The sequence below is a fragment of the Rhizobium sp. IY2 genome, assembly GCF_047532935.1.
Classification (GTDB): domain Bacteria; phylum Pseudomonadota; class Alphaproteobacteria; order Rhizobiales; family Rhizobiaceae; genus Rhizobium; species Rhizobium anhuiense.
Map to the genome: position 1 here is coordinate 35184 of NZ_JBLKNU010000003.1, position 17208 is coordinate 52391.

The following is a 17208-nucleotide window of genomic DNA, read 5'->3' on the forward strand; positions in this document are numbered from 1 at the left end:
GCAGTGCAGCGTCCTGCTATGTGCATACGTCTATTGCAAATTTTGCATTTCTGTCATTTCTGCGGGGAAGCGGTGGCGCTTGAAATCGCCATGATCGCAACCATCTGATGGACAAAGGCAGGATTATCTCCACGCCAGGGACTGGAGCCCTTATGAAGCTTGTAGGCTTTTTCAATCGCGACGGCGGTACCTTCAAGACCACCGACATGCTGGCCTACGAAAAGAGGGCAGAGGCGGCTTTCCGCGAAGCGGGGCACGATTTCGATGCTATCGTCTTCTCCGGAAAGGAAATCATTCCCGCCATGGAGCGAGCGGCCAAGCGCGACGATATCGACGGGATCGTTGCCGGCGGCGGCGATGGCACGATTTCGGCGGCGGCCTCGATCGCCTGGAAAAACGGCATTGCGCTCGGTGTCGTGCCTGCGGGCACGATGAACCTCTTTGCCCGCTCGTTGCGTGTGCCTCTCGACATCTGGCAGGCGCTCGATGTGCTCGCCACCGGCGAGATCGACAATGTCGATATCGCCAGCGCCAACGGCCGGCCCTTCATCCACCAGTTTTCCGCCGGCCTGCATGCCCGCATGGTGCGCTACCGCAACGCTTACAGCTATCGCTCGCGGCTCGGCAAGATCCGGGCGAGCACGAAGGCGGCCTTGGGCGTCGTGTTCAATCCGCCGGAATTCGAGGTCGATTTCGAGGCGGCCGGCATGAGGGAGCGTCGCAGGGTGTCGGCGATTTCAGTCTCCAACAACCCCTTCGGCGAGAATGCGCTGCTCTATGCCGATAATCTCACAAGCGGCGAACTCGGCTTCTACACGGCAAATCCGCTGAAGCCTCTGGGTGTCGCCCGTCTCGCCATCGACATGCTGCGCGGCAAGTTCCGCGAGAATGCCGACGTCATGGTGATGCACCCGGCCGAAGTGCACCTGCATTTCCCGAAACTGCGCTTCAAGGCCAATTGTGTCATGGACGGTGAGTTGCTGCCACTCGAACGCGATGTCTCGATCCGGCTGCATCCGGGCGAATTGAAGGTTCTCGTCAAGCAGGGTCTTGCGGCGCAGGTGCACGCCAGCGAACGCCGCGAGCCCGCCGCGTAAGTCGGCGCGCGTAGATTTCAGAGCCGCGGCAGGTAGGTGCGATAGTCGAAATCCGAGACGGTGCGCAGATGCGCCAGCGCTTCCTTGCGCTTGGTGTCGCCATAGAGCGCCTGATACCGGGCGCCGAAGATATCGGCGATGAAGGGCGAGGTGCGGAAGCTTTCGACGGCGCTCAGGAAATCATGCGTCAGCCGTGCCGTATTCGCCGGCATGTGCGACGGCGTCGTCTCTTCGCCGGGGTCGAGTTCGTCGTCGAGACCGGTGAGCATGCCGCCAAGGATCGCCGCGAGCAGCAGATAGGGATTGGCGTCGGCGCCGGCGACGCGATGTTCGATGCGTGCAGCCGGCCCGTCCTTGTCGGGTATGCGGATCGCCGTGCCGCGATGGCCGCTGCCCCAGGTCAGATCGACCGGTGCGAACGAGCCCGGCTGGAACCGCCGGTAGGAATTGGCGAAGGGCGCGAAGATCAGATGCGCCTCGCGCATGGTGTTAAGCAGGCCTGCCGTCACCGATTTGAGCCGCTTCGGCTCGCCGCCTTCGGCATCGAGGATGTTGCGGCCTTGGCTGTCGATGATGCTCGCATGCACATGCAGGCCGGAGCCGGCATGTTCGGAATAGGGCTTGGCCATGCAGGTCGATTTCAGCCCGTGCCGGCGCGCCGCCTGCTCGGCGATGCGCTTGAGATAGAGGCAATCGTCGGCGGCTGCCAGCGCATCGGGGCGGTGCAGCAGGTTGACCTCGAACTGGCCCGGGCCGAACTCCGCCGTCGTCGCATCCGCCGGCAGCCCCTGCGCCCTCGCATAGGCCCTCAGCGTTTTGAGATAATCGTCGAGCGCGTCGACGGCGCTCATGTCGTAAAGCTGGAAACCGTTCGGCTCGCCGCGATAGGTCAGGCTTTCGGGCGGGGCGGGGCGTCCGGTCTCGCGCCAGTCTCCCGCCATCACGTAGAATTCCAGCTCGGTCGCCACCACTGGCGTCAGGCCGCGCGAGGCATAGCGCTCCAGCACCGAGGCGAGGATGGCGCGCGGGTCCATGAAGCTCGGGCTGCCGTCGAATTCGTGCATGCTGGCGAGCACCTGCATCGAGCCTTCGGGCGCCCAGGGCATCGGCGCCAGGCTGCGCCGGTCGGCAACGAGCATGCCGTCGGGATCGCCGATCGTCAGCGACAGGCCGGTGATGCCGTCATTGTCGTCGCCCCAGATGTCGAGCGATTGCGTCGAGGTCGGCAGGCGGATGTCTCCGGACCAGATCTTGCTTTCGGCGCCGATCGGAAGCTGCTTGCCGCGCAGGTCGCCGTTCATGCCGACGATCAGGACCTCGAAACGCGGGTCGCCGCCTTCGGCCGTGCCGTCCATCCTGTCGCTCGCCATGACCTTGAAAATCCTCCGGGACAAGGCCAAGCTCCTAACCCATCGACATCAGCCTTTCAATCCGCGAGGGTCTTTACCACCATGCCCGTTACCTACCCGCCCTCGAACCTTGCGGCGATCGACGCCGCACACCACCTGCATCCCTTCGCCGACATGAAGAAGCTGAATGCCGAAGGCACGCGCATCATCCAGCGCGGCGAGGGCGTCCACATCTTCGACAATCACGGCAGGAAATATCTCGACGGCTTCGCCGGCCTCTGGTGCGTCAATATCGGCTATGGCCGCCGGGAGATCACTGACGCCGTCGCCAGGCAGATGAACGAGCTGCCCTATTACAACACCTTCTTCGGCACGACCTCGACGCCGACGACGCTGCTGGCTGAGAAGGTCGCCTCCCATGCCGGCGCCCGTTTCAACCATATCTTCTTCACCGGCTCCGGCTCGGAGGCCAACGACACCTGGTTCCGCATGGCCCGGGTCTACTGGAGCGCCGTCGGCAAGCCGTCGAAGAAGATCGTGATCTCGAGGAAGAACGGCTATCACGGCTCGACCGTCGCCGGCGCCAGCCTCGGCGGCATGAAATACATGCACGAACAGGGCGACCTGCCGATATCAGGCATCGTCCATATCGGCCAGCCCTACTGGTACGGTGAGGGCGGCGATCTCTCGCCCGCCGAATTCGGTCTCAAAGTCGCGCGCGAGCTCGAAGCGAAGATCGACGAGCTGGGCGAGGAGAATGTCGCAGCCTTCGTCGCCGAGCCGGTGCAGGGCGCTGCCGGCGTCATTATCCCTCCCGAGACCTACTGGCCGGAGATCGACCGGATCTGCAAGGCGCGCAATATTCTGCTGGTGACCGACGAGGTGATCTGCGGCTTCGGCCGGCTGGGCGCCTGGTTCGGCCATCAGCATTTCGGCGTCGAGCCCGATCTCGCGCCGATCGCCAAGGGGCTTTCCTCCGGTTACCTGCCGATCGGCGGCGTGCTCGTCAGCGACCGCATTGCCGATGTGCTGATCAACGAGGTCGGCGAGTTCAATCACGGCTTCACCTATTCCGGACATCCGGTCTGTGCGGCCGCCGCACTCGAAAACCTGCGCATCATCGAGGAGGAGAGACTGGTCGAACGCGTGCGCGACGATATCGGCCCCTATTTCGGCAAGGCCTGGGCAGCGCTCGCCGAACATGATCTCGTCGGAGAAGCCGTCAGCATCGGCCTGATGGGCGGCCTGCAGCTTGCCGCCGAGAAAAGCACTCGCACCCGTTATGTCAAGCCCGATCAGGTCGGTGCGCTGGTGCGCAACCACGCGCTGGCGAACGGCCTCGTGCTGCGCGCCACCGGCGACCGCATGCTGGCCTCGCCGCCGCTCGTCATCAGCCATGCGGAGGTGGATGAGATGGCAAGGATTACCAAGCTGGCGCTGGACGCGGCCTGGAAGGAACTGAAATCCTGATGCCGTTCAGCCCGGCTGGTTGACCCAGGCATAACCGAAACGGTAGCTGCCGCCGCCACGCCCATGGAAATAGGGCAAGTCGACCACTGAGGGCTCAGGTGCGGCTACGCCGAGATTGCCTACAGCATTGAACCATGGCTGGCGGCGGCGCTTCGCTTCGACCCACCGGTCGAAGATCCGTGGCCGCAGGCGCGCAACATCCTGCTTTGGCGATGGGGCGCTTGCGAGGAAGCGGCTATGCCGATGCCAGGTCACCGCAGCTGCTGTCGGATAATGGGCAGAGCCAAGGTGAGGAGCGCGGCGAAAACCATGACGACGCCATAGGGCACCTTCCGGCTCGCCCGGATTTCCTCCACGCGCATGAAAAAGGCGAGATGTGCGACGGGCAGCGGCACCGGCAGCCGCAGGACCAGGAGCGTCACGACGCCGAGGACGAGGAGCAAAAACGAAAACGGCAGCATTCCGTGCCATCCGATAAAAAGGCCGATCGGCAGGAAAAGCTTGGCGTCTCCTGCGCCAAACAGCCGGAACGCCCAGAGCATCACCCCCAGCATGAACATCAGCAGGCCGGCCCCGACGTCGCCGCCAATTCCGCTCGAAGCAAATAGCGCGGCGCCGACGTCCTGTGAGCCAAGTATCACGGCCACCGTGCGCAATGCATAAAGTACAACAAGCGCGAGCACTATCGTGTTGGGGATCTTCCATGTGCGGAAATCGGTCCAGGCGGCGTAGAGAAAAAGAAATACCGAAAGCGAACTAATGACATCGATTACTTGCAGCATGGTATTCAACCTTTTGGGCTACTATAGTCGGATCTTTAAGTTCCGTTCCAATAAATCCAGACGAGTGTGTCAGTTTTTGCGAATGACGGCCGGACTTTGGTCTTAACCATAAAGTATAGATGCCGAACGCTCACGTATAAAACAATTGACTAAATTAGTCTTAAGAGATTATTAATATTCCCAGTCGAAGGGGCGGTCTCGACGACAAGGTGGCCGGGGGAAGTTACGGCGCACAACTTATCTGGGAGGAAATTCTCGATGAAAGCCTTTGTAAATAGCGTACGCGCTTTCGCGCGGGAAGAAGACGGCGTCGCACTCACGGAATACCTCATTCTGCTCGCCTTGCTGGTTGGCGGCGTGATCGGGGCGGTGACATTGGCCGGCACCAATCTGTCTACCGTTTGGAACGGCTGGGCAGGCTGGTTTACGGCCAAGCTGGCTGTCCCAGCAGCCTGATATTGGCGTTCGAAGAGGCGAGGGGTTTTTGTTAACCCCTCCCTCCTAAATTAGCATCAATGAATGGATGCGTTCCGTCCAGTGTAGCGAGTAACCGCGATGCGTTCTTCAACGATTTTAAGTCTCGTTATTGCGTTTGTCCTCGCAGCAGCAGCAGTTTTCGGCATGCGCGAGTATCTCTCCGATCAGAAGGCCCGGCTGCTGGCGATGAACGGCATCAAGGCCGAGGAACGGACACTCGTTGTCGCCGCCAAGGCGATGCGCTTCGGCGATCGGATCCGATCCGAAAATCTCAGAGCCATTCCGTGGCCCTCGAATGAAACACCTACAGGCTCGTTCGTCAGCATCGAGACGGTCGTCGGCAGCGATGCCCAGCCCCGCTATGCCATGGCGGCGATCGACCCCGGCGAGCCGGTGCTATCCTCGAAAATCACTGGTACCGGCGAACGCGCCACGCTGTCGGCGGCGCTCGACCAGGGTATGAAGGCGGTTTCCATCCGCGTCAACGACGTGCTCGGCGTTGCCGGCTTCGTCAGGCCTTCCGATCGCGTCGACGTGCTTCTGACGCGGGTCGTGCGCGGGCCGGCCGGCAACGATCAGACCTTCGTCGACGTGTTGCTCCAAGGCGTCAAGGTGCTGGCGGTGGACCAGACGGCAGACGAGCGCAAGGACGAGCCATCCGTCGTTAAAACCGTGACCTTTGAGGTCACGACCGATGAGGCGCAGCGCCTTACCCTCGGCTCCAGTATCGGCACGCTCTCGCTGGCGCTTCGCAATATTGCCTCTTCCTCTGTCGAGCAAACCCGACCGATCACCGTCGCCGACCTGGGTGGCGGGGCGATGGCGACGGAGCTCGGCAATGATCTGGAAAAGAATAAGTTGCCAGAAGCTGAAAAACAAGTGCAGATTGTGGAGCCAAAGGTCGAGCCGGTGTTGCCGGTCGAGCCGAAGTGGGTGACAGTGGGGGTCTGGAACACGACGAAGCGCGAGGAGCATCGAGTCGGCCTGATCCAGTGATGTTTATGCGGCCTGCCGCGGCGCGGCCAGCCGAATGAGGGGGGCTAAAGCAGGCATGGCGAACGACAAGAGACGAATCGCAAGGACCAAAAGCCTTGCGGCACTTGGGGCAGTGTTTTCGGCCTGTGTGTGTTTGGGGCCCGGATTTGCCGGCTGCGCCAACGCACAGGAAAAGTCGGTCACCCTCGGCAAATCGGTCCAGCATGTGACGTTGCCTCCGAACGAGACGCTGACGCTCAATACCGGCCAGCCCTTCGGTGATCTCGTCATCGGTAGCGCCGATATGATCGACGTGGTGCCGCTTTCCGATCGATCGCTGTTCATTCGCGGCAAAAAGACCGGCGCCACCAATATCTCGGTCTATGGCGACGACAAATCGCTTCTCGGCGTCATCGACATCCGCGTTGCCAGCGATTTCACCGAAGTCGCCGCCGCCATTCGCTCTGCCGCACCCTCGGCCCGGGTCAGAGTGGTCAACTCCAACGATCGTATTCGCCTGACAGGCATCGTCCGCGACGGCATCGAATTGCAGCGGGTGATGGAAATCGCCCAGTCCTATTCTGAGCAGCCGGTGCTGAACCAGTTGCGCGTCAGCGACAGCCAGCAGGTGATGCTGGAGGTCCGTGTCATCGAAGCCTCGCGTCAGACGGGTCGTGATCTCGGGATCGGTTGGTCCGGGCATGGCAACAACGGCATCGGCAAGGCAACGACCAGCCAGGGTATCACCGTGGACGATAACGGCAACCTGGCCCGTAGCCTCCTTGATCCCAAGGGTGCGGCAACGGGTATGCTGCCCTTCGGCCAGTTGATCGCCAAGGTGCTGGAAATCTCCGGCGGCCGCATCGACGTGGTCATCAATGCGCTCGAGCAGAAGGGATTGGTGCGTCGCCTGGCTCAGCCGAACCTCATCGCCATGAGCGGCTCGACCGCCAGCTTCCATGCCGGCGGTGAAGTGCCGATCCTGAAGACGACGAACAACGGCACGACAGTCGCCACCGAGACGGACTATCGCCCCTTCGGTGTGCGGCTGACCTTCAAGCCGGTGGTGCTTGACGACGGCGTCATCAATCTGGAGATCGAGCCGGAGGTTTCCGAGCTTGATCCGTCGATCAACGTCAACGGCAATCCAGGTTTCATCTCGCGTGCTGCGAGCACCACGGTAGCGCTTCGCGACGGCCAGAGCTTTGCCATGGCGGGCCTGCTGCAGTCGATCAATGCCAAAGACATCCAGCAACTGCCGGGCCTCGGGAAGATACCGATCCTCGGCGCACTGTTCCGTTCGACGAGTTTCCAGAAGAAGGAATCCGACCTCGTCATCGTCGTCACCCCGCACATAGTGCGACCGGCTCGCCCGGGCGAGGACCTCTACAGTCCGCTCGACCAGACGCGTTCGTCCAACGACGTCGAGCTTTTTGCGCTCGGTGTCCTGGAAGTCGACAAGGACATGCTCCGACGCTTTCGCAATGGCGTAGGCGTGACTGGGCCCTATGGCCATCGTCTCGACCTGAATCAGGGAGTCCAAGCCGTTGCTACAAAACGCTAAACGCGTCCTTCTCGTCCTTGCAGCCGCCGGCCTCGCTTCCGGCTGTGCCGACTACATGAACCATCGCGATACGATCACCTTCGGGGCCGGCAACGCCATGGAAGCAAACAAGGCCATCCATACCGAGGACCCGTTCCCGCCGGAAGCTCAGCGAACCCGCATCGCAAGCGACGGCAAGGTAATCCGCAGGGCGGTCACTCAGTATCAGAACGGCGGGGTGGGCGTTATTCAGCCGTCGCCGGCCATGGAGGCCAACGGGGCGTCCAGTGGGGCCACCGTCAGCCAGTAGCTGTTCGAAAGGCATGAACGGCGGCAGCGCGCCGGAAGGGGAAATGCACGAAACAGGGTCGTCACGGCGATAGCGCCGCGATGGGGGTATGCCAATGCTGAGCAGGGTTATCAGACGGTTCTGGAACGATCATCGTGGCTATGTCATCGCCTTGACGCTCATCGCCATGCCGATGCTTCTCGGCTTTTCGCTGCTGATCATCGATGTCGGCCGCAGCAGCAACCTGCACACCGATCTCCAGAACGCGGTCGATGCGATGGCGCTGGCCGGAGCCCGCGAACTCGATGGCCGCGATGATGCCATTTCGAGGGCGCAGACGGCGATCGAGAAAATCGCCAATAGCGCGGCTTTTTCCGGGGGCGGGGCCGGCATGTCGCTTGGCTCGCATATTACCGTGGCCTATGACGCCGGCAACGATGCCGGGAGCACGGTCACCGTGCTTTTTCTGAAGAGCATCCCGGCCAATGACGATACGCCCATCCCGTCTTCGATGGAAACGACAACGGCCAGCGAAGCGTCCTACGCCTGGGTCATTGCCAAGCCGCAGGCGATGCAGACGATCTTTCCGATCCCGGTTGGCTTCACCCGCAGTACGATCAATATCGCTGCCGACGCCGTGGCGGTATACCACGCCAGCGCCTGCGACGTGACGCCGATCTTTATCTGCAATCCGTTCGAGCCGGCGGGCAACACGAGTGAAAGCGCCAGCGAAGTTGCAGCCGCGGCCCTGCACACCAATTTTGCGGCCGGCAATCTCTACGGGCGACAGATCGAGCTTCACAGCACCTCGGCGTCCAATCCCGGTCCCGGCAATTTCGGGTTCCTGCGGACCCCCTTGGGCAATGGTGCGTCCGTGCTGGCGGAGGCTCTCGCCACCGGCAACCCCGGTACCTGCTACACGCAGGACAGCCTCGATACGGAGACCGGCGCAAAGGCGGGGCCAGTCGAGGACGGCGTCAATACGCGCTTCGGTTTTTACTCCTCGTCGTTCAACAAGGCGAACGGCGACTATCGTTACCGACCCGCCCAAAACATACGCTCCGCTCAGTCGATCAGCGGCAAGGGAAAGAACGACTGCGATACTTATGATCCGGTCACGGTCGGAGCCGTTGTCGGCGATGCCACCAAGGCCTTGCCGCTCGGCTACGGAGCGTCCATGACCTCGCTTGCCGGCGGCAAGATCAGCAGCAGCAACAATTGGCAGTACATGACATATTGGAATGTCGCGCAGGGAACGGCCGCGCCCTCGGTGAGCACGGTCCTCGGCAGCCACTCCAGTTATCCGGCGCCGACCGGAACGCCAAGTCAACCCTCCGCTTACGATGTTTATCGTTACGAGCTGGCAAACCCGTCTCTCATCAGCCATGCCTCGGCCAATGGTGAGACCGGGACACCGGCAACCGGCGGCCAGTGCTATACCGGCCCGGACCTTTCGAACTATACGGCGGCCGAATACGGTGATCGCCGCGAGATCTTCTCAGCCATCGTCAATTGCGGCTATGAAGCCTCGGTCGGCCATTTGAACGGCCACAAGGCCACGCGCGCCGTGGCCTTCGCGCGCATGTTCCTGACCAAGCCGGCGATAAAGGATGGCGGCGAACGATACCTTTCCCTGGAGATGATCGACATCACCGGCAAGGGTGGTCGCGGTACGCTCGACGAATTCCTGCGGGAAGAAGCGGAGCTGGTCAGATGATGGCGCTCCGCAACTTTATCCGGCATCGGCTTTGCCTCGGCTTCTGGCGGCGGGAGGAAGGCGCGGTGCTTGCCGAAGCGCTACTCGCCATTCCCTTTGTGACGCTCTTTGCGGCGGGGATACTGGAGTTTGGCAGCATCTTCTGGGAGCGGATGCAGATCGACGCAGGCTTGCGCGATGCGGGGCGTTACCTTTCGCGATGCCGGCCGGTGTCGGGAACCTATGTGCCGACATGCAATCAGGCGACTGCGAAGACGATCGCCTTTTACGGAACGCAAACACCTGCGGCAGGCGCCATACCCCGTGTCCCCGGCTGGAAGGATGCTGCCGACATCACCATCACTGCACCCGATGCAGACGGGAACATCACCATTTCCACTGCTCATCTCTACGAGACCTCGCCGGTGTTCGGCTTTCTCGGAATCGACGCCATCACGATCACTTCCTTCCATGAAGAGAGGTACATCGGATGGTGACCTCTAGGGCGATCAAGACCTTCTGGCAGGATAGCAGCGGCGCCAGCCTTGTCGAAGCATTGCTGACTTTTCCGATCGTTATGCTGGTATTCGCCGCCTTCATCGAGTTCGGCTATGCCATGTCGCAGTGGAACCAGACCGTCAAGGCACTGCAATATGGTGCCCGTCTGGCGGCCGTATCCGATCCGGTGACGACGAATTTCAATGCCGTTTTCCCGATTGAAGCTGCCGATCCACTCAACAACGGCAAAGCGGCGCCGAACGATGCCACGATATCCTCGACCTGCGGGCCGGCTCTGGCGAACTGCACGGCGGCATTGAACCGGATCGTCCTGGGAAGCGACGGCGTTTGCAACGCGGGAACTGATCCTCACCCCGGCATTTGCGACCTCAATTGGCGCATCACGCCGGATAAGCTGATGGTCACCTACCAGCGATCGGGGCTCGGCTATTGGGGCCGGCCGGACGGGCCCGTGCTGACGATGCGGCTGGAGGTGCGCGATATCACCTTCGATCTGCCGATCCTCGGCGGGCTGCTGGGACTGAACGACATCACCGTCCCGGCCCACCCGGTGACGATCACGACGGAAGATCTAAAGACGTGCTCAACCTGCTGACTCCTTAAATTATGCGTAGGAAAGCGAAATGACAGCTCACATGAACATTGCCGCATCCACCAAGATCCTGGTTCTGTCCGACGACGCGGCTGCTGCGAGCTTCATGCTCGATACGTTCGGGTCGCTTTCGCGTTACGATGTCCGCCATCTCTCGCTGAAGGCGCTCGGAGAAAAGGGCCGCTTCGATCCGGCGCAATTCGACCTGATCGTTCTCGACGTCGACAACGGGACATTGCTGCACCAGCCGGAGCTTTTCGCGTTTCGCACCAGCTATCGGGACATTCCGCTCGTCGTCGTTTCCGAAGACCTGGCGGACGACATGCTGCGGCTGCTCTTCCGCCTAAACGGCAATGACTGGCTGAAGAAGCCGCTCGATCGCCGCGCACTGATCGACATGATTTCGACCCACGCGCCGGGCACCGGGGCCAGCGACAGCCGGGTGCATGCCGTGGTCTCGGCCGTCGGTGGGGCGGGCGCCAGCATGATTGCTTCGTCGCTTGCGCATGTGCTGGCCCAGCCGACCAAGAATTCCACGCCGCGGATCGACTTGTTCGACACGGATTTTTGCTCCGGGGCGCTTGGCTATTATCTCAACCTTGTCAACGACTACGACTTGAAGCCGGTCATCGCCAATCCTTCCCGGGTCGATCTGGAATTCATCGATCTGGTCCGAAAGCGTCATTCGGGCGGCTTTTCACTGCTGTCCTTCAAGCAGCCATCAGTCCTTCTGGCGCCAAAGGGCCGTGAACTCGTGCTGCGTATGCTCGACGTGGCCGCCTTCGAGAGCGACCACACGATCATCGACGTTCCCTATTACGACACGCCGTGGAAATACGAGGTGCTCACGTCGGTCAACAGCATCTGCATCGTCACTGAAATGACGGTCCCTGCGCTTTCTCAAGCCAAGGATTTGTTTGCCAATCTGGTACGGCTGCGCGGTAGTTCGGATCAGATATTCATCGTCATCAACAAATACCGCAGCAAGCTTTTCGGCCTCGGCCTGCGCCGACAACAAACGGAGAAGATCTTCAAGGAGATCCCGACGCATGTCATTGCGGATGACTGGGATACTCTGAGCGAGGCAGTCAACCGCGGCGTGCTGCCATTTCAAGTGAATTCCCGGGCGCGCTTCTGCGGCGCGGTCGGTAAGCTTGGAGCACTGGTGCGATGAAGGCGATCGTCGGCCTTGCAGTTTTGGCAATTCTGGCCGCTGTCGGCGACGCCGCGGCAGGCGGGCTTGTGCCGCGAAGCCTTGGGCCGACGACAAGCGCCGTGGTGACGATCGAAAAAAGCTACGCGGCTGGGACGATCGTCATCGTCAGCGGCAATCGTACGCTGGATCTCGTCATCTCCGAAGGACGCGCGATCCGTTACAAAATCGGAGTCGGACGAGACGGATTTCGCTGGAGCGGTACCGTCAAGGTTGGACGCAAGGCAGAGTGGCCTGACTGGCGCCCGCCTGCCGAGATGAAGGCGCGCGCGGCCGGACTTCCGGACCTTGTGCCGGCTGGGCCGCTCAATCCATTGGGTGCCCGCGGGATCTATCTCTACAAGCGCGGGACCGACACGCTCTATCGCATTCATGGAACGAACGAGCAGTCGACGGTCGGCGGTTTCGCGTCATCGGGCTGTTTTCGCATGAGCAATGCCGACGTCATCGATCTCTATGCGAGGGTGAAAGTCGGTTCCACGGTCATTGTAAAATAAGAGTTCGGGGATGGGAAACATGGCGAACGGTATCATCGGGCGTTTCTATAAGCAGCGGGAGCCGGAAAGCCGCGAAGATCTGGAGGCGGCCGAACTGTCTTTGGTCGGCGCCGTTGAGAACATGCCTGCCCAACCGGCCTCCAACAGCGCCACTGCGAGCGGCGAAGAGGCTTCGCTGGGGCCGGACATGGTTTCCGAGCGGGTCAATCTGCACCGCTACCTGCTCGATCGCATCAACCTCGGGATCCTCGACACGCTCGACAACGAGGAGATCGCGACCGAGATCCGGCCGTTGGTCAAGGACTATATCCGGAACAACAACTTTCCGCTGAATGCCAAGGAAATCAATGATCTGATCCGCGATATCACCGACGAGATGCTGGGGCTGGGACCGATCGAGCCGCTGCTGGCCGATGATACAATCGCAGATATTCTCATCAACGGCTACAACAGCGTCTATGTCGAGCGGAGCGGCAAGCTGGAAGGCACCGCCGTGCGTTTCAAAGACGAGGACCACCTGCTTCGGGTGATCAACAAGATCGTCTCGGCGGTCGGCCGCCGTGTCGACGAGTCAACGCCGATGGTTGACGCCCGCCTCAAGGATGGCTCGCGTGTCAACGTCGCCATCCGGCCGATCTCTGTCGATGGACCGCTCGTTTCCATTCGCAAATTCACGCGCAAGCCGCTGACAATGGAGCGCCTGGTGCAATATGGCGCCATGGCCGATGCGATGCGCGTCCTGCTCAGCGCCGCGGTCAAGGGCAAGGTGTCCATGGTCATTTCAGGCGGCACCGGTTCTGGCAAGACCACCTTGCTGAACGCGCTCTCGTCGCAGATTTCTCCAAAGGAGCGCCTGATCACCATCGAGGATGCGGCCGAGCTTCAACTGCAGCAGCCACATGTCGGGCGTCTGGAAACCCGGCCGCCGACGCTCGACGGGCGCAACGAGATCCGGCAACGCGAGCTTTTGAAAAACGCCCTGCGCATGCGTCCCGACCGCATCATCGTCGGCGAAGTACGCGGCGACGAGGCGTTCGACATGCTGCAGGCGATGAATACCGGTCACGAGGGGTCGATGACGACCATTCACGCCAACACGCCGCGCGACGCCGTCGGTCGGCTTGAGCAGATGGTCGGCATGGCAGGGATGCCGATGTCGCAGTTGAGCATTCGCTCGCAGATCTCGTCCGCCATCACCATGATCGTGCAGGTCCAGCGCCTGAGCGACGGCAGCCGCAAGATCGTCTCGATTTCCGAGATCACCGGCATGGAGGGCGAAGTCGTGCAGATGCAGGAGATCATGAAATTCAAGAAGATCGGCACCGACGAAGGCGGACGGATCCATGGAGAATTCCGCGCCACCGGCATCCGGCCGCGGTTCGTCGAGGAATTTGCCGAACTCGGGATCGAGATCCCTTTGACGATTTTTGATCCCGGCAAACCGCTGCAGACAGGACCTGTTCAATGACCCTGACGCTCCTTTATGCCGCCGTTTTCACCGCCGCCCTTGTTGCTGTCGAAGCGATCATGCGCAGCTACTTCAAGAGCTCCGAACGACACCGGGCCGTGAACCATCGGCTGAGCTTGCTCGAGGTCAGCGATGATCATCGCAAGACCTATAGCGATATGCTGAAGGAGCGCGGTGCCGGCGGCGGTTGGCGGCAAACCCCCATCACGCAGCGGCTGCTGCAGTTCTACGCCCAGTCCGGAATCAAGTTCGATGCCAGGCGATTTGCTCTCTTCGCGATCGCGGGCGCCCTTTTGACGTGGTTGGCCGTGGGATTCCTCGTGCCGAACCCTCTGTTTCGGATCCCCGTCTTCCTCCTGATCTGCCTCCTCATCCCTGTACTCGTCGTCTGGCGAACCCGGGCGCGCCGCATGCGGAAATTCGAACTGAAGCTTCCTGAAGCGCTCGATGTCGCCAATCGCAGCTTGGCCGCCGGCCACCCGCTGCCGGCGGCGATTTCTTTGGTGGCACGCGAGATGCCTGATCCGATCGGCACCGAGTTCGGCCTCCTCTCGGATGAGCTCACCTACGGCGTGACGTTGGACGATGCCCTTGTCAACTTGGCGAACCGGGTCGGCGTCGAGGATCTGAACCTGCTTGCGATATCGCTGAGCGTGCAGGCCGGAACCGGTGGAAACCTCGTGGAGATCCTGCAGAACCTTTCGAAGACGCTGCGTGACCGGATGATGCTGAAGGCAAAGGTCAAGGCGATTTCGTCGGAAGGACGCATCACGGCGATCTTCATGTCGGCCTATCCGTTTCTGCTCTACGCGATGATCAAGGCGTTGTCGCCGACCTACTTCGATCCCCTCTGGGATAGCGGCCACGGAACCATGGTGGTGAGCGTGCTGCTGGCCGTCATGGCGGTCGGGAATGTCATTCTCTACAAGATGGTCAACTTCGAGTACTGAGTCATGTCGAGTGAGTATGGAATTTACCTCATCGTCTTCTTTGCAGTGCTGATCTTTTCCGCAGCAGCATCGGAATTGTTTTTTCGACAGCGCGAGGTCTCGGTCCGGGTGTCGAAGAGCTCGGTGGCATCAGGCGACGAGTTCCACCTTGGCGATACGACGATTGCCGATCTCGGCGAGGCGGAAAACCGTCTGATCCGTCGCTATTTCGAGATTACGCGACGTGACACCAATGTGAACTCCACCCAGAACCGGCTGATCCGGGCGGGGTATTTCGCTGCCGGCGCCGTGACCACCTTCCAGGTGGTTCGCGCGGTGGTCTGTATCAGCATGCTCGTCGCAGCGGTCTGGGCCCTAAACCGGTTCGCGCCTGATATGTCGCAGATAGTGATGCTCATCCTTGGCATGTTTGCTGCGGGCGCGACCTTTATTCTGGTCAACATCTATATTGACCGGCGTGGTGCCGCCAAAGAGAGGGAGTACCGCCGCCTCTTTCCCGATTTCATGGATATGCTGATCGTCTGCCTTGATGCGGGGATGAGCATCGAGGCGGCGGCGAACCGCGTTGCCCGGGAATTCGTTGCCAAGCAGCAGGACTTCGGCCTGCATCTCTCGATCATGATGCTGGAAGTGCGAGGCGGCCGGCGATTGCGTGAGGCGCTCGCCAATCTTGCCGTCCGCCTGAGGATCGACGAGGCCAGGGCCCTTTCCGTTCTGTTCCGCCAATCGGAGGAACTCGGGACTAGCGTAACGCAGACGTTGCGGGTCTACTGCAAGGAAATGCGCGACCTCCGTGTTGTTCGCGCGGAGGAAAAGGCAAACGCCCTGCCGGTCAAAATGCTGCTGCCGCTCGGCGCATTCCTTTTTCCGGTAAGCCTGGTCATCGTTCTTGTACCCGTTGTTATGCGTGTCGTCAGTCTTCTCATCGGCATGAAACCCGGCGGTTGAGCCAAGCGAGGTCGTATGCAGTATTCGCTCGAACAGAATCGTAACGAGGCCATCATTACCCTCGATCCGCGTATGCCCATGGCACCGGCAAGCATAGAACAAGCCGGACTGGATCCGTCGTTCCTGCTTCGGCTGGCGGCAAAATGCGCGGCCGAGCAGGATACGACCACGGTATCTCATCTGGCTGACCGCATGAAATTGCCGAAAGTGATCGTCAATATCCTGATCAAGGAGCTCGTGAAACTCGCATACCTTGAAGCTCGCGGCTTGGCTGGTGAGGATGTGCGATCCGATATTCGATATGCTCTTTCCATGAAGGGGCTCGAATATGCCCACGCGGCGTCGCGTCAAAGCCAATATGTCGGGCCGGCGCCGGTGTCGCTCGACGCGTTCTGCCGGCAAGTCGGTTTGCAGTCCATCCATTACGAGCGCGTGACCCCGGAGCGGCTGAACGACAGCCTTGACGGGCTGGTGCTCTCAGACGCCCTGGTCGAAAAGCTCGGCCCGGCCATCAACTCCGGTCGCTCTATCCTGCTTTACGGCCCCCCCGGCAACGGAAAGACGAGCATCGCCGAGCGGACGTCGCAACTGTTTCGCCAAACGATCTGGGTGCCCTATGCCATCGAGGTCGGCGGCCATGTCATCAGTTTCTATGACGAAGCGGTGCATCACCCCGTATCGCAGGCTGACACGGAATCTCATCCGAAAGCGGATCAACGATGGATCGAATGCCGCCGTCCGGTGATCAAGACGGGCGGGGAATTGACCCTCGATCAGCTCGATCTCACCTTCAACGAAGGACCGAATGTCTATGAAGCGCCCATACACTTAAAGGCGTCCGGAGGTGTTTTCATCATCGACGACTTCGGACGCCAACAAGTGGCGCCGCAGGCGCTCATCAATCGCTGGATTGTGCCGCTCGAGCGCGGATATGACTTCCTGACGCTGCACACCGGCAAGAAGTTCAGGGTTCCCTTTGACGAGCTGGTGGTATTTTCGACGAATATCGCACCGAAGGACCTTTCCGACGAGGCGGGCTTGCGGCGACTCAAGTACAAGATCTTTGTGAACACGCCGTCGCGCGACGAATATATCAGAATTTTCAAATCCTATGCCAGCAGCACCGGATTGGCTGTCTGTGATCCAGACCTGAACCTGTTCTACGATCGCAAGTACAAGGGCGATGTGCTGGCGTCTTGCTATCATCCGAAATATCTTCTGGATTTCGTCGGTTCTTACTGCGAGTTCAACGGCATAGCAGGAAACGCGTCGCTCGATATGCTCGAACGGGCGTGGGAAGGTGTCTTTACGTCGGAATGATTGCGCACTTGCCGCCGATCGCG

Annotated in this window: 18 protein-coding genes; 15 read left to right on the forward strand and 3 right to left on the reverse strand. The window is 60.8% G+C overall.

Features of this window, described 5'->3' with window-relative positions; all coding sequences use genetic code 11:
- The first annotated feature begins 152 nt into the window (after positions 1-152).
- Positions 153-1097: a diacylglycerol/lipid kinase family protein gene (locus ACMUVN_RS13775; protein WP_047616159.1), complete on the forward strand. Its 945-nt coding sequence runs from the start codon at positions 153-155 to the stop codon at positions 1095-1097.
- Positions 1098-1114: 17 nt separating this feature from the next.
- Here the strand turns inward: ACMUVN_RS13775 and ACMUVN_RS13780 are convergent, their stop codons facing one another.
- A complete protein-coding gene (locus tag ACMUVN_RS13780; RefSeq protein ID WP_414815266.1) occupies positions 1115-2467 on the reverse strand; it encodes a glutamine synthetase family protein in 1353 nt (450 codons plus the stop codon).
- 81 nt (positions 2468-2548) lie between these two features.
- On the opposite strand from ACMUVN_RS13780, the gene ACMUVN_RS13785 reads away from it, so the two are divergent.
- Positions 2549-3916: an aspartate aminotransferase family protein gene (locus tag ACMUVN_RS13785; RefSeq protein WP_414815184.1), complete on the forward strand. Its 1368-nt coding sequence runs from the start codon at positions 2549-2551 to the stop codon at positions 3914-3916.
- A gap of 6 nt (positions 3917-3922) precedes the next feature.
- Here the strand turns inward: ACMUVN_RS13785 and ACMUVN_RS13790 are convergent, their stop codons facing one another.
- Together ACMUVN_RS13790 and ACMUVN_RS13795 are read right to left on the reverse strand one after the other, a co-directional pair.
- Positions 3923-4171 (reverse strand): hypothetical protein, encoded by a 249-nt coding sequence (locus ACMUVN_RS13790; protein ID WP_097631110.1) that lies wholly within the window; start codon positions 4169-4171, stop codon positions 3923-3925.
- Positions 4168-4698 (reverse strand): prepilin peptidase, encoded by a 531-nt coding sequence (locus ACMUVN_RS13795; RefSeq protein WP_097542942.1) that lies wholly within the window; start codon positions 4696-4698, stop codon positions 4168-4170. The genes ACMUVN_RS13790 and ACMUVN_RS13795 overlap by 4 nt, the downstream gene beginning before the upstream one ends.
- 258 nt (positions 4699-4956) lie before the next feature.
- Here ACMUVN_RS13795 and ACMUVN_RS13800 point away from each other — a divergent pair, with 258 nt between their 5' ends.
- The 13 genes from ACMUVN_RS13800 to ACMUVN_RS13860 all read left to right on the forward strand — a co-directional run bounded on the left by ACMUVN_RS13800 (position 4957) and on the right by ACMUVN_RS13860 (position 17185).
- Positions 4957-5154, forward strand: coding sequence for a Flp family type IVb pilin (locus ACMUVN_RS13800; protein ID WP_097542943.1), 198 nt, complete (start codon positions 4957-4959; stop codon positions 5152-5154).
- 99 nt (positions 5155-5253) lie between these two features.
- Positions 5254-6171 (forward strand): Flp pilus assembly protein CpaB, encoded by a 918-nt coding sequence (cpaB, locus tag ACMUVN_RS13805; protein ID WP_414815185.1) that lies wholly within the window; start codon positions 5254-5256, stop codon positions 6169-6171.
- Between the two features lie 55 nt (positions 6172-6226).
- The gene (locus ACMUVN_RS13810; RefSeq protein WP_097542945.1) at positions 6227-7714 is read left to right on the forward strand and encodes a type II and III secretion system protein family protein; all 1488 of its coding nucleotides are present in this window, start codon (positions 6227-6229) and stop codon (positions 7712-7714) included.
- A complete protein-coding gene (locus tag ACMUVN_RS13815; protein WP_047616171.1) occupies positions 7698-8003 on the forward strand; it encodes a hypothetical protein in 306 nt (101 codons plus the stop codon). Before ACMUVN_RS13810 ends, ACMUVN_RS13815 begins: the two co-directional genes overlap by 17 nt.
- 94 nt (positions 8004-8097) lie before the next feature.
- Positions 8098-9699: a TadE/TadG family type IV pilus assembly protein gene (locus ACMUVN_RS13820; RefSeq protein WP_047616173.1), complete on the forward strand. Its 1602-nt coding sequence runs from the start codon at positions 8098-8100 to the stop codon at positions 9697-9699.
- Positions 9696-10175 (forward strand): TadE/TadG family type IV pilus assembly protein, encoded by a 480-nt coding sequence (locus ACMUVN_RS13825; protein WP_047616175.1) that lies wholly within the window; start codon positions 9696-9698, stop codon positions 10173-10175. Before ACMUVN_RS13820 ends, ACMUVN_RS13825 begins: the two co-directional genes overlap by 4 nt.
- Complete coding sequence (locus ACMUVN_RS13830; protein ID WP_063474210.1) at positions 10169-10792, forward strand: TadE/TadG family type IV pilus assembly protein; 624 nt, start codon at positions 10169-10171, stop codon at positions 10790-10792. The genes ACMUVN_RS13825 and ACMUVN_RS13830 overlap by 7 nt, the downstream gene beginning before the upstream one ends.
- A gap of 28 nt (positions 10793-10820) precedes the next feature.
- The gene (locus tag ACMUVN_RS13835) at positions 10821-11963 is read left to right on the forward strand and encodes a response regulator/pilus assembly protein (protein ID WP_097631107.1); all 1143 of its coding nucleotides are present in this window, start codon (positions 10821-10823) and stop codon (positions 11961-11963) included.
- On the forward strand, positions 11960-12499 hold the full coding sequence (locus ACMUVN_RS13840) for a L,D-transpeptidase (RefSeq protein ID WP_414815186.1): 540 nt from the start codon (positions 11960-11962) through the stop codon (positions 12497-12499). The genes ACMUVN_RS13835 and ACMUVN_RS13840 overlap by 4 nt, the downstream gene beginning before the upstream one ends.
- Before the next feature lie 19 nt (positions 12500-12518).
- Positions 12519-13967 carry a CpaF family protein gene (locus ACMUVN_RS13845; protein ID WP_063474213.1) on the forward strand — a complete coding sequence of 483 codons (1449 nt, stop codon included), beginning with the start codon at positions 12519-12521 and terminating at the stop codon, positions 13965-13967.
- On the forward strand, positions 13964-14917 hold the full coding sequence (locus ACMUVN_RS13850; RefSeq protein WP_097542946.1) for a type II secretion system F family protein: 954 nt from the start codon (positions 13964-13966) through the stop codon (positions 14915-14917). The genes ACMUVN_RS13845 and ACMUVN_RS13850 overlap by 4 nt, the downstream gene beginning before the upstream one ends.
- A 3-nt stretch (positions 14918-14920) precedes the next feature.
- Positions 14921-15865, forward strand: a complete 945-nt coding sequence (locus ACMUVN_RS13855; RefSeq protein WP_047616187.1) for a type II secretion system F family protein — start codon at positions 14921-14923, stop codon at positions 15863-15865.
- Between the two features lie 15 nt (positions 15866-15880).
- A complete protein-coding gene (locus tag ACMUVN_RS13860; RefSeq protein WP_168332355.1) occupies positions 15881-17185 on the forward strand; it encodes an AAA family ATPase in 1305 nt (434 codons plus the stop codon).
- The last annotated feature ends 23 nt before the right edge of the window (positions 17186-17208 follow it).